The sequence below is a fragment of the Enterococcus sp. 22-H-5-01 genome (genome assembly GCF_050310005.1).
Taxonomy (GTDB): Bacteria; Bacillota; Bacilli; order Lactobacillales; family Enterococcaceae; genus Enterococcus_A; species Enterococcus_A hailinensis.
The window spans coordinates 142,961-156,414 of the sequence record NZ_CP189994.1 but is presented as its reverse complement, the minus strand read 5'-3'; the positions used below and the strand labels follow the sequence as shown (position 1 = coordinate 156,414).

The window sequence follows — 13,454 nt, the reverse complement described above, 5'->3', positions numbered from 1 at the left end:
CCAAAGTGGAAATTTTTAGTGAATCAGGTGACATTGATGAATTTTTCTTTTAGACAACCACGCATGCAAGATTTAGAACATATTATGGAAATCGAACGATTAGGCTTTTCTCCAACAGAAGCCGCTTCAAAAGAAGCGATGGCTGAACGTATTCAAGTGATCAGCGATAGTTTTCTGCTAGCTGTAAATGCAGAGGATCAACCTATCGGATATGTTGTTGGGCCGGTTATTCCGGAGCGTTATCTTTACGATGAACTGTTCGAAAAAACCGTACCTAATCCTCCTACTAATGGTTATCAAACAATTTTAAGCCTAGCTGTTGCTCCAGATTATCAGAAGTTTGGGATCGCTAGTGCTTTGTTGAATGAATTAGCCCAACATTCTCGTAAAGTTAAGCGAAGCGGGATCACATTGACCTGTTTAAAGGACTTGATTCCCTTTTATGAAAAAAATGGCTATCATGTCGAAGGAGTTTCAAAGTCTCAACACGCTGGAGAAATTTGGTATGATTTAGTTTTAGATTTATAAGAACGAAAAAGCTGACCGAAATTTAATTCGGTCAGCTTTTTTCTATTGATGTTGATCAACGATTTGTTGTGATTTATCAGCAGTATTCTTTACGTCTTCATTTGCTTTTTGTAATTTAGCGATATAATCTCTCAAATCAGAATTTTCTTTTTCTGAATTTGCTAATTGTTGTTTTGTTGTATCCAATTGTGTTTGTAATGACGTTTTTTCATTATTCACCGTGTTGATTTGATTCGTTAAATTATTTACAGTATCTTGAAGCGTATTGGCTTTATTTTGAGCTTCTTGTAATTTCGCGTTCCATTCTTCATTTTTCTGATTGATTTCTTGCGTTTTTGTTCGATTTCTTTGATTTTATCATTGATTTCTTGTTGTTTAGCTTGAATTTCTTGATCTTTACTAGTTAGTTGTGATTCTAAATTAGCTTTATCACTATTCAATTGTGTGCCTTCAGTTTTTAATTCAGTGAGTTGTTGCTGATAAGTAGTAATACTTGTTTGCGTAGCAGTCAATTGTGTTTGCGCGTCCGTCGATTTTGAAGTCAGGTCAGCGATCTGTTTTTCTTTATTAGTTAATGACGTATTCAACTTATCTAAATTATTATTGATCGTTGAGATGTTTTCTTCTCCACCCCAGTTGATAATATTATCGGCATAATTTTTCCCAGCAAATCCAATTACCATCAATAACATAGGAATAGCGATCAACAACATTTTTTTATTTTTCATTAGTAGGCGTTCTCCTTTTTTCAAACAAAAAGTAACTAGCGACGATCCTTATCATAATCGAAATACGCATAAATACCATTAATTTGTTTTCCATTCCATTAAAAATTTCTTTTTTTCTCATTTTTGTCGTTCTAACTAAATTTATTTGTTGTTTCAGAAAACAAATGTAAGTATTCAAAAATATAAATTTAATTAGACTTATCTTTCTATAATTAGAAATTTTAAACTCTAAACAAATACTATATATTGTGTCTCTATTATTATTAACACAAAAAAAATACAATATCTAGACTTTTTTTATTTTTTCTTTCACGCTATGATAAATGCTCAAAGAAAAATGATAGGTGGTAATTTTATGAAATTAGCTGTTTTTTGTGGTGCACGCTACGGAAAAGGGAAAAAATATACTAATTTAGCAACAGAAATTGGCGAATATATGGCTGAAAAAAGACTTGGTTTGGTCTATGGCGGATCATTTAGCGGCTTAATGGGGGCTGTAAGTACCGGAAGTTCTTGCAAAAAATGGTCATGTAACTGGGATTTATCCGCGTGGCTTGTTTGATGATGAATTGCCTCGAGAAGAAGTTTCCGAGTTCATTTATACCGAGACAATGGATGAGAGAAAACAATTATTGATCAATAAATCAGATGCTTATTTGATTTTACCCGGCGGCTTAGGAACATTAGAAGAACTATCTCAAGTTCTTTGTTCGATTTCCATTGGTTTGATTCCTAAAAAACCAATCGGAATTTTAGATATTGATGGCTTCTATAAACCCTTAGTGGATTTTTTGGTTCATTCAGCGGATGAAGAATTTATTGATCCTGAAACAGTTAAACATGTACTTGTTTCAGCTGATTATAAATCATTGATCGATCAAATCAGTACGCAATTAGCTGAAATGAAAGAGGTGGCCTAAATGAAAATTTATTTAGCTGGTCCATTCTTTTCCGCAGAACAAATCGAATTAATCGAAAAAGTAGAAACTGCTCTAAAAAATAATCCAACCGTTGATACTTTTCACTCTCCTCGCCTTGATCAAGAAGGTGAATTTGAAGAATTCACTCCCCAATGGGCCAAAGAAACTTATTTAAAAGATATGCATCATATAAAAACTGCTGATTGTTTGGTTGCTCTTTTAGATTATGAGCATGGTATCACTGATCCTGGAACAGCTTATGAGATTGGAATAGCAACAATGTTACAAAAGCCCGTGATTGGTTTGCTTACTATAGGTGATAGAGTCAATATTATGTTGACAGAATCGTTGCATGCTTTTACTAAAAATGTAAATGATTTAAGCGACTATGATTTTACTGTCCTTCCTCAATCTGCTTATTCTGGGGACTATATTTAGACGATGAGTAAAAAAGACTAGGTATTTCTGTCATCTACAGAAATACCTAGTCCCTTTACTTTTTACATATCAAAATTTATCTAGTATTTTTTGTTTTTCTAAACCAATAAAGAAGTCCAATGATCACTAGGATGATCATTCCTAAAACAATCCAACCTTTACTTTGTTGTTCACCTGTAGTAGGCAGTAGTCGTTCTAACATGCTATTCGTAGAATTGTTTGTTGGTGAACTGCTTGTTGGAACAGTTTTCTTTTCTGCATTATAAGTGTTCGTAATAACGATATTTCCTAGATTTTTATCATCGATAGTCGCAGTATAATTCTTAGGAACAGCTACTTCTTTAACAGTATAAACAATTTCCTTTTTATCTTTCTTTAGATGTAAATCATTCCATGTAGTTGACCAATTATTATCGGCACTTAATAGTACTGGTTCACCGATAGCTTGTTCATCGCCATATAATTGAACCTGAATACTATTTGGTCGTACGTTGGCTTGATTATTATTATCATCCCATGCTTTTGTTACTGTCATGCTGGTTTTACCTGGTGTATAATGATTGATGATATTATTTCCTTGAATCTCAGTCGAATAATCCGCTACTTTATCTTCAGTAATGGTATAACTGATTTCTTTACCTTCTTTATATTTTGGTAAATCAGAAAAAGTATATGTCCAATTTTCCGCGGCAGTGACTTTTTTGTTAGCAATTGGTTGCCCATCTGCTAACAAATTGACAGTGATTGCATTTGGACGCTTTCCATCTTGGTCTTCTTGATCATCCCATTTCTTACTTCCTTTAATTTCCGTTAATTCTGGTGTGTGATGGTTAGTTAGTAATATATTCCCTTGATCTTGACCATTGATGCTACTTTCATAGTCTTTTGGAGAATCGACTTCTTTAATAGTATAAACGATCGGTTGCCCCTCTTTCATCAGATCTAATTCACTCCACGTGTGAGTCCATTGATTAGTACTATTTAATGTTATTGGTTCACCGATAGCTTGCTCATCACCATACAGCTGGACATGAATTTCTTTCGGACGAATGCCGTCTTGGTTTTCAGCATCTTCCCACTTTTTAGTCACCGTTACACTTGTTTGACCTGGTGTGTAGTGATTGATGATGTCATTTCCCTTAATTTCTGTCGAATAGTCTTTGATATGATTTTCAGTCACAGTGTAGATAATTTCTTTCCCGTCTTTATATTTTGGTAAATCAGAAAAAGTATATTCCCAGTTTTCTGCCGCAGTTACTTTTTTAGCGGTCACTGGTTCACCATCTGCCAATAAATTGACTGTAATCTCACTAGGACGTTTCCCATCTTGATTGCTCTTGTCATCCCAAACTTTATTTCCCTTAATTTCAGTAACCGCAGGTGTGTAGTGATTTGAAATAATAATGTTCCCTTGATTATCGTCATTAATACTGTTTTCATAGCCTTTAGGTACTGCTAGTTCTTTCACTGTATAAGTAATATCTTTACCACTTTTCTTTTGATCCAGACCCTCCCAAGTATGTGTCCATTGATTTGCGGCATTTAGTGTCACTGATTCACCAACAGCTTGACCGTCTCCATATAATTGGACTTGAATGTCATTAGGTCGGATGCCATCTTGATTATTTCCATCATCCCAAGCTTTGGTCACTGTTACACTCGTTTGACCAGGTGTATAACTATTTGTAAGATTACTTCCACTGATTGTTGTTGAATAATCTGGCACTTCATTTTCAGTAACCGTATAACTAATTTCTTTACCATCTTGATATTTTGGTAAATCAGAAAAAGTATATTCCCAATTATCTGCTGCGGTTACTTTCTTATCCGCTACTTGTGTACCATTCGCTAACAAATTAACTGTAATAGAATCTGGACGTTTTCCATCTTGATCCTCTTTATCGTTCCATGTTTTTACGCCTTTAATTTCTGTGATCGCAGGCGTGTGCTTATTGATGATCGTTGTTCCATCTATAGTTGTTGTGTATTCAGGAACATTCTCTTCGATAATGGTATATGTTACTTTTTTGCCATTTTGGTAAACAGGTAAATCAATGAATTCATAAGACCAATTATCTAAATTATTAACTTCCTGGGATTGAAAGATTTCGCCATCAGCCAATAAGTGAACTAAAATATGATCTGGTCTTACGCCATCTTGGTTCTCATGGTCATCCCATTTTTTTTCACCTGCAATCTTAGTCGTTTCAGGAATATGAGTATTTTTAAAGAGTACAAGAGTTCCATCATCTTCATCCGGATATGTCGCTTCCGACTCATAACCATTCAATGTTTCACTTTTATCACTAGTATTGGCTCCATCAAATAATTCTTTAGCTGTATATTTATAGGTCTTTCCTTCCGGGTCCTTAACAGGTAACCCGCCCCAAATAGTTGTCCAGTTGTTTTCTTCATTTAACACTTTTGGGTTATCAATTTTGTAAGGAACGTCATTTTGATACAACTCAATATAAATATTGTTGGGGCGGATGCCGTCTTGATTGTTATTATCCTGCCACTCTTTTTCAGCTTTGAAAGCAGTTAAATTATCCAAATCATATTTTTTGTAGTCCTCTACATTTTTTTCGATTTTCCCATAATATCCAATCGGCTGAAAACCTAAATAGTTCTTATAATACAAAATATAACTTTGTCGCGAAGTGACTTGTGCTTTTCCATGCATCGTCAAAGTTCCGCTATTCTCATCTTCAATATATTTTTGTGGTACTTTGAACTCGATTGTTCCTAATGGATTTGCATCTGAGCCATTACTTTTAACGGTATAGCTGATTTCATTCGTGATATCATACTCTTTAGCTTCATTAGCGGGAATCCAACCGAATGTTACACCAAAACTATCTTGATTCAAGCTAAGGGCTAATGTATTATCAATATTTTTCCCTTCAATTGGCGCTGAGTAAAGGTAATCTTGTCCAGACATACCTTCTTGTTTGATTGCGCCAATACTTACTTCCGCATTCTCTACTTTTTTATAAAGCTCTTCGTAATCAACTACGTTATCAATAGCATTTTTCTTTGCTTCAGCTATTATTTGTTTAGTGATTTCATTGTTATTGATTGTTCTCGCATAAGTCGTATTATTGATTGTTCTTGGATTTGTAAATGTCCAGATAGCTAGTTGCGTAGCTGCATATTTTGTTTCCATATTTTCTATTTCAAATACTGAAAGCTTACTTGCTTTTGTACCATTGACAGATTCATAGTAATTCTCAATCAACCAAGCAATGGAAGCCTTATTTTTCTTTTCTACTTCTGGAAAAGATCCTGGAGCAATTGTTGAATCGTTTGGATCGACCCATTTGGGATTGCCGTCTAAATAATAATCCGGCCCTCCGCTAGGATAAGACATGTATCTTCTTAAACAAAAATACTCTTTTGAATCTCTGTCTTGAATTACTTCTAAATTTTTTAGATCATCTAGGTTAGAAAAGTCTTTCAAATGAACGGCCGAATCAACCGCTGTTCCTTTTTTTAAATACCAATCACTATGGACCCCATGAATAATTGGAAAATCACGATTCTCTCGTGTCTGTATGGAATCATTCTCAGCTGCATAGCTCTTAACCATAAATGATAAACAACCAAACATTCCTATTAAAAATAGTAGTGGTAAAACAACCCTCATTTTTACTTTTTTCATTTTTTACTCAGCTCTTTTCATTATTTTTTAAATTTGTTAGTCAAATTTGATAAAAATCCCCTCACACTGCTGCAATATCAGCTACTTCTATTTAAAAAAAATTCTAAGATTAACTAGATTTTCCTGCTATGTATTAAATATTGATAAAAAGCCGTTTTAAATAGTCTTATTTAAAACGGCTTTATCAAATATCACTTTCTATTCTTCTGCTTCTAAAGGAAAATCAATTTTATACGTATGAGTTGTTTCATCATTTGAATCTGTTTTAGCTCTAAATGTCACATCCACTGCTTTGATTTCTTTCAATTTTTGTTCGTCTTTGATTTTGAAGTGAATAAAGCCATCTTTATGTTTGTCAGTCGTTGAAAATTCATCATCAAAGATATCCATGAAGAAGTTTGCATCAACTTTCTTGCCATCGCTTAATTCTACTTCAGCATGATCGGGCATGATGTATTTATCAGTTGTATCTTCAATATCTAATTTATATTTCAATGACAATAATGTTTTATACGTATCGCCATCTTCATCTTTGAAATCTTTTACCGTTACTAATTTGGCATGATCTACATCAAATTTGATTTTATCCCAATCTGAACTGCTGAATTGAGTATCATAGGATACGATATCTTTTACCTTAGGATCGATTCCGTCAGTGACGATTTGTTTGAAATAGCCGTCATTTTTTAACGTTTCATCACCCACAGCTACATCATCACCTGAGCTATCTGTGTAAATTGTTTCTGAACCTGATTCACCTACAACTGTTCCGGCATCTTCTGTTTTTCCACATGCACCTAATAATACGACCATTCCTAAAGTTGCTGCTGCTAATCCTAATTGTTTGTTTACTTTTATCTTAATTCTCCTCCATATATTTATTTGCGTGATCAATATCTTCTTTCACATCTTGATAATCAAAACGTTCAATACAGCCATCTAATTCATTTACTAAAACACTATCAATCAATGTTTCATCGGATTCTTCCATATAAATAATTAATCCTGAAGCACCTGGTGCTAAATTTTGACTAACCGTATCAAAAACCGTTGTGTTTTTTTTAGTTTTTACATAGTTTGTCCCAACACCTGCTAAATCACCAATGATCCAGCCAGATAAGACACCTAATGGTCCACCTAGAATCCCTACGATCATTCCGATCAAACCACCAGTAGCTACTCGGTTCCCACTTTGGAAATCCAAGCTGTCTTTAATTGTCACTTCAGAATTTGATTGGTTCTTTTCAATCACCGCAGCTTGTTTGACCTTCATTGTGTTGCAGTTATTTAACGTCTTTAATTTAGAAAGTGCTTCATAAGCTGTTGCATTTTCTTTATAAGTAATCAAAGCTAAAGTTTTCATCTTCTTTATTCCTCCTTAGTGAGTAAATCCTTGAGTATGTGGTCCTTCGTTAGCATGCATTGAAACATTGGCTTTATTTAATTCTGTGATTGAGACATTTAAATCACGAATCAAAGCATCTGCCATATTCATTCCAAAGTCGCCGCGACAAACGAAGCGTTGAATCACTACTTCATCTAAATCTTCTGGTAATGGGTACGCCGGAACTTGCCAGCCTTTCATTTGCAAACGATCAGCTAGATCATATAGATTCCAAGCAATATCTGGATTTTCTTTTAATTTATAGCAGACGATTGGAATATTTGCACCATTGTTATAAATTTCGAATAAATCAGTATCTTCAACGGCTTGAGCGACTTTCATAGCAACTTTTTGAGTCCGTAAATGGATCTCTTTGTAGCCATCAAAACCAAAACGGTAAAAGTTGTAATATTGACCTAATATTTGGCTAGCACTGCGAGAGAAGTTGATGGCCATTGTTGGCATGCTGCCTCCAAGATAGCTAACATTAAAAATTAATTCCTCTGGCAAATATTTGCGATCTTTCCAAACAATCCATCCGATACCTGGATAAACCAATCCGTATTTATGACCTGAAGTATTGATCGAAACGACATTTTTCAAACGGAAATCCCATTCTAGTTCTGGGAAAACAAACGGTGCGAACATAGCACCACTGGCACCATCGACATGGATTCCCAGCTCACGGCCAGTTTGTTGATTATATGCTTCAACTTTGGCATCTAAGGCCTTGATATCATCATATTTACCAGTGTAAGTAATTCCTAGAATCCCAACGATTCCAATTGTATAATCGTCGACATAATCCATTACTTTATCGATATTGATACTCATGTGTTGTTCATCCATCGGAACAGTACGCATTTCGATATCCCAGTAGACACAGAATTTTTCCCAACATACTTGATAACCAGATGAAATGACTAAGTTAGGTTTTTGATTGACGACATCGACCCCGCGTTTACGAGCTTCTTCTCGCCATCTGAATTTCATTGCCATTCCGCCTAACATACATGCTTCACTAGAACCAACTGTTGACGTTCCGATTTTTTTGTCTTCGTCTGGAGCATTCCATAAATCGGCAATGATATTGACACATGACTCTTCGATTTCTGCTGTACTTGGATACTCTGATTTATCGATTGCATTTTTTTCAAATGTCTCTGACATTAATTTCGTTGCTTCTGGTTCCATGTAGGTTTGGCAAAATGTCGCCATATTTTGTCGTGCATCACCTTCATCGATCAATTGGTCTTTGATCAAGCGATACGCTAATTCAGGTTCAACTGACTCCTGGTTCAATTTTTTTAAAATCACATTGCCTTCTGCTTGTTTAGATCCAAATAATGGAATATTGTTATTCATAATAATTTCCTCCTAAGGTTTAGTTTGCTTTTTTATATACAGGCGTTCTATCTACGGAAAAGATTTTTACATCTGTTTGATTTAATAATTCTTCGGTCATTGAGACTTTTGTGATGCCGTTACTGGCATAATCTTGGTAGTAAAGCGTCCGACTTTCATTACACATGATACTGATAAATTGAGAGTAATCTTCTTCACCCGTTTGTTTAACAACGATTCCTTTTGGAATACTAACCGTTTCTAAAATGTTTACGGCGTTCATTACACCTTCATCTTCATTAGCTGCCTCATCGATTTTTTCTTTGAAGAAAGCTGCACGGACGAAGCGTTCAGGTGGTGTATATCCTCCCGGAAGTCCAGATGTTCCCGTACCTTGTGAGAAAGCTTGCGCTTCATAATCTCCGAATTCCACTGGAGCAAATTGCATTGGTTGTACGTTTAGATAATTTCGTAAATTTTGAATATGCCATTCCAAAGTCGGTGTATTCGTCATTACGTTCACTGGATTTTCTTTGAAATGAAGCATCGTTTCTGTTGGTTCAATCACTACGGATCGACCATTTGCGTCCGTAATAATCCAATGCAAAGGTGTAATGAAGCCTAATTCAGGAACGGGTTGATTGACTAAATTAATTGTTTCTAACTGTTCTTTTAACTCATCTAAAGAACGAACGTTTCCAAGGATCCACATAATAAATTCATGTGGCCGAAAATTCATTTTTGCTGGATCGATATCTTTTTGATAAACAACCTCACCTGGAAGATAAAGTTCAGCGACTGAAATTCCCGCTTCATTCACTCCATCACTGACAAAGTAGTTCGCTTCTAATTGTTCTCCGGTACCAAGAAACCCTAAGCTATTTTCCCAGCTTTTATGATCACTATCTGATCTCCAGCTATGATTTCTAGGTATATATAATGGCGAAGCTCCTAAGGGATATGAAAAATCCATTGTTCGTGCTAAAAGATGTTTGCTGTCTTTAGTTGCTATGAAAATACTTGTACACATTGGTCATTTCTCCTCTTTTCTCTTCCTTACAAGAACTATTCTAGTGGATACTGACTAGACAAAACGTTCAGATGTTGTCGTTTTTTTCGTCATTTTTCAGTCTGTAATAAGTTCTTTAAATAACTGTTTTTTTATTGATAGAAAGTTTTAAAAATAAAACAATAATGGCTTGGTACAATTATTGAAAATCGTCCATTGTACAACTCAGTTCTAAAAGTATTATTTAGTTTGTTTTATCTCTTCCTTACAAGAACTATTCTATTAGAAAAACACTAGGTAAATAGAATAGATATTGTCGTTTTTAACGCCAAAAATATATTTTAAATAACTGATTTAAAGAAAAAAAGAAACCAATAAAATGGTTTCTTTTTTTTCTATTTAACAGAATGTAAATCCTCTCGATTGATGACACCGCCAATCAATTTGGTAAAACCAAATAGCAGGAAGTAATTTCCAATCAATGATGGAATATTGATAATCAACGATTCTCCACCGACTAGTAAAAGCAAACCGATCATACAACCGACCAAATCAACAATCAATGAAATGTAATAGTACGGCATTGCGATCATTTTTGCTAAATCTAACATGAAGAAGGAAATGACAGAATCACAGATGAACCAAACCCCAAACAGTATCGCCAAACTAGTGACATCTAATGTTGTATTCATCACAAGAATCATCCCAATCAAAATATCAACAAATCCAATGATCAGCGCGGAATATTGATTACGTTGCGTTCGCAATGCGATTTTTTTGCGATTCATCAGTTCAAAGAATCCTTTTATCAGTGAAAATATTCCGACTAGCTGAACCGATTGGATAATCGTCTTTTCCGTATACCTCATTGCCAAGACAGCCATGATCAAATAAGTGAGCCCCGTCAAAAGCTGTAGAAACCGATATGATTTAAAAAACTGTTTTGCATTATTCATGTTTCTTTTCCTCGCTTTCCGCATTCTCTTTTTCAATATTTGCTTGGATTTGTGATGATAAACGTGATTGATCATCTACTTCTAACGCCAATAACTCTTGATTATCATTCAATAATGAGACATCTCTTAAATGATGTTTTTGCAAATAGTCCATTGATAGACGTAACAGTGTCAAGAAGACAATGATTAATACGATCATGACAGTAAAACTTTTTGTTACTAATGCATTACTGATCCCACCAGCAATCGCATTTCTAAAAGCATACAATGAATACGACATCGGTAAGAACGGATGGATGATTTGGAAAAACTTGCCTTGTGTTTGAATTGGGAACGTTCCTGCAGCCCCGCCTAATTGCAATACCAGTAAAATCATTGCAACAAATCGGCCCGGATTATCAAAAGTCATCGCTAAGAACATAACGATCGACATATAACACCATGCTGTGACTAAGGCTGTAACATAAAGTGCTACGACGCTATACGCAGGTAGGCCTAATAACAGCATTGTTGTGACTTGGATCAAAGCCATTAAACTTGATACCACAAAACCTAAACTTACTTTACTCAACCACCAAGATTTACTTGATTGACCATCCATTGAAGATTTTCTAACGGGATAGATAAAGTTGAATAGCATGCAACCTACAAACAATGCTAGTGACATTATATAAGGTGCTAAAGCTTCTCCATAATTGTTAACTTTAGAGTAGCGATCATTTTTTAAACTTGTTGGGTTAGTGAATTGATTGATTGTTTTATGCGTGATTTTTACGCTTTCAGCTTTATCGACACCAGAATCTAACCCGCTGGCTAATTCTGCTGCACCTTGTTTTAATTTAGCAACACCCGCAACTAATTCCGGTGATTTACCGTTCAATTCGTTCAATCCATTTTCTAGTTGAACCGAACCAGAATTCAATTGACTGACGCCATTGCTTAAGGTTGGAATTTTAGCTTCTAATTCTCCTAATCCGTTGGTTAATTGTGTGCTGCCGGAAGCTAATTGTTGTACTGCTGAGAGCGCGGTCGGAATATCATTTGATGCTGTTCTGAGTGTAGCGCTCAATTGATTGAGTTGGGCAACCACCGTCTGGGCATCCATTGATGCTGGCACCATTCCAACCGCTGCCTCAATTTGCTGACTGCCTTTTTCGACTTCATTAAAAGTTTTTTGGATATTTTTAGTATTCTTTGCCATACTGCTAGTAACATTACTTACTTCATTTGCTTGCTGAGCAAGTGTTGCAGTGAGTGTAGATAAAGTAGTCAAATTATTATTGACGTCTTTTACTTTGTTATTGATTGTCTGTTCAGCTGTTGCTAGATTGCTATCAACAACATGATTAATATTTTGAATCAATGCTGATTTTGAATCCTCTGATAATTCTTCATTTTCTTGGATCAAACTATTGATTTGGCTATTGATTGTACTATTCACTGATCCAATTTCACCAGTCAGTGTTTGTAATTTTTCAGATATTTCTTGATTTTGTTTTTCTAATTGCGCTGCATCAACCGAAGCTTGATTCAATTCCTCAGAATTTGTGACTAGCTCACTCAGTTGTGCTTGTGCTGTTTTGATTTGACTACTTAATTGTGTCCGAACTTCAGGATTCAAATTATTTTCAAAATTTTGCAACGAGGCAGCCATTGATTGAGCCGCATCTGATAGCGTCACCATCCCGCCATCGACTTCGGAAATTTTAGTTCTATTTGTATCTACGACCTTTTCGATGCTGTTTAATGCGCTACTCAATTTTTCTGAACCTGCATCTAATTGAGCGACACCACTAGATAATGGACCAACTCCAGCTTCTAGTTCTGCTGTTCCGGCTGCAAGTTTGGCTGAACCACTATCAGCTTCAGAGACTCCGTTTGTGTATTGACCAATACCCGTTGCTAATTGATTGGTTCCAGAAGACAACTGATTAGAACCATCGGCTGCTTGTTCTAGTGAACCAATCATTTTACTTGCCTCACCATCTACGGCGCTGACATAGGCTTTCACTACTTGATCGCGAACTTTCATTTCCAATTCATTCGCAGCAACTTCAGAAATTTCTTTTCCTATATAATTATACGAGCCATTAGTTGTATAAGTGATTTCCATTTTTTTAGGCTCATTATTCATTACACTTGCTGCTGAAGCCGAGAAATTTTTTGGTAAAGTAACGATGGTGTAGTAATCCATGTCCTTCATCCCTTTTTCAGCTTGTTTCTTACTAACAAAATGCCAATCTAAATCATTATTTTTTTTCAAATTATCAATTACTTGTTCGCCAACATTTACCTTTTGTCCTAACATCTCAACATTCTCATCTTCATTGACGACAGCTACCGGTAAATTTTTGATTCCGCCATAAGGATTCCATAAGGATTTATCAAAAACAGATGTATAAATAATTGGAATAAACGTGATTGCTATGACTGATATCAAGAGAATTTTATTTTTCAGAAGATTTTTGAACTCATTTTTTACCATT

Annotated in this window: 11 protein-coding genes and 1 pseudogene; 3 read left to right on the top strand and 9 right to left on the bottom strand. The window is 35.2% G+C overall.

The annotated features are described in order from the left end of the window. The first annotated feature begins 36 nt into the window (after nucleotides 1-36). Entirely contained in the window at nucleotides 37-528 is a 492-nt protein-coding gene (locus ACQKTA_RS11705) for a GNAT family N-acetyltransferase (protein WP_427814854.1), read from the top strand. Between the two features lie 42 nt (nucleotides 529-570). On the opposite strand, the gene ACQKTA_RS11700 is transcribed toward ACQKTA_RS11705, so the two are convergent. Then, a complete protein-coding gene (locus ACQKTA_RS11700) occupies nucleotides 571-747 on the bottom strand; it encodes a hypothetical protein (RefSeq protein ID WP_427814853.1) in 177 nt (58 codons plus the stop codon). Between the two features lie 26 nt (nucleotides 748-773). Then, nucleotides 774-1,256 carry a hypothetical protein gene (locus ACQKTA_RS11695; protein ID WP_427814851.1) on the bottom strand — a complete coding sequence of 161 codons (483 nt, stop codon included), beginning with the start codon at nucleotides 1,254-1,256 and terminating at the stop codon, nucleotides 774-776. A gap of 355 nt (nucleotides 1,257-1,611) precedes the next feature. Between ACQKTA_RS11695 and ACQKTA_RS11690 the strand changes: the two are divergent. Together ACQKTA_RS11690 and ACQKTA_RS11685 are read left to right on the top strand one after the other, a co-directional pair. Continuing rightward, a pseudogene (locus ACQKTA_RS11690) lies at nucleotides 1,612-2,176 on the top strand (TIGR00730 family Rossman fold protein). Continuing rightward, nucleotides 2,177-2,614 carry a nucleoside 2-deoxyribosyltransferase gene (locus tag ACQKTA_RS11685; protein WP_427814850.1) on the top strand — a complete coding sequence of 146 codons (438 nt, stop codon included), beginning with the start codon at nucleotides 2,177-2,179 and terminating at the stop codon, nucleotides 2,612-2,614. It begins immediately after the preceding pseudogene. 76 nt (nucleotides 2,615-2,690) lie between these two features. Here ACQKTA_RS11685 and ACQKTA_RS11680 read toward each other — a convergent pair whose 3' ends face one another. The 7 genes from ACQKTA_RS11680 to ACQKTA_RS11650 all read right to left on the bottom strand — a co-directional run bounded on the left by ACQKTA_RS11680 (nucleotide 2,691) and on the right by ACQKTA_RS11650 (nucleotide 13,453). Then, the gene (locus tag ACQKTA_RS11680; RefSeq protein WP_427814849.1) at nucleotides 2,691-6,275 is read right to left on the bottom strand and encodes a Cna B-type domain-containing protein; all 3,585 of its coding nucleotides are present in this window, start codon (nucleotides 6,273-6,275) and stop codon (nucleotides 2,691-2,693) included. Nucleotides 6,276-6,473: 198 nt separating this feature from the next. Further along, on the bottom strand, nucleotides 6,474-7,169 hold the full coding sequence (locus tag ACQKTA_RS11675) for a hypothetical protein (protein WP_427814848.1): 696 nt from the start codon (nucleotides 7,167-7,169) through the stop codon (nucleotides 6,474-6,476). After that, nucleotides 7,135-7,638: a hypothetical protein gene (locus ACQKTA_RS11670; RefSeq protein ID WP_427814847.1), complete on the bottom strand. Its 504-nt coding sequence runs from the start codon at nucleotides 7,636-7,638 to the stop codon at nucleotides 7,135-7,137. The genes ACQKTA_RS11675 and ACQKTA_RS11670 overlap by 35 nt, the downstream gene beginning before the upstream one ends. 15 nt (nucleotides 7,639-7,653) lie before the next feature. Beyond that, complete coding sequence (locus ACQKTA_RS11665; protein ID WP_427814846.1) at nucleotides 7,654-9,024, bottom strand: glutamate decarboxylase; 1,371 nt, start codon at nucleotides 9,022-9,024, stop codon at nucleotides 7,654-7,656. A gap of 19 nt (nucleotides 9,025-9,043) precedes the next feature. Beyond that, nucleotides 9,044-10,033, bottom strand: a complete 990-nt coding sequence (locus tag ACQKTA_RS11660; protein WP_427814845.1) for a choloylglycine hydrolase family protein — start codon at nucleotides 10,031-10,033, stop codon at nucleotides 9,044-9,046. Nucleotides 10,034-10,407: 374 nt separating this feature from the next. Then, a complete protein-coding gene (locus tag ACQKTA_RS11655) occupies nucleotides 10,408-10,968 on the bottom strand; it encodes a DUF308 domain-containing protein (RefSeq protein ID WP_427814844.1) in 561 nt (186 codons plus the stop codon). Beyond that, entirely contained in the window at nucleotides 10,961-13,453 is a 2,493-nt protein-coding gene (locus tag ACQKTA_RS11650) for a YhgE/Pip family protein (RefSeq protein ID WP_427814923.1), read from the bottom strand. Before ACQKTA_RS11650 ends, ACQKTA_RS11655 begins: the two co-directional genes overlap by 8 nt. Nucleotide 13,454: the final 1 nt, after the last annotated feature.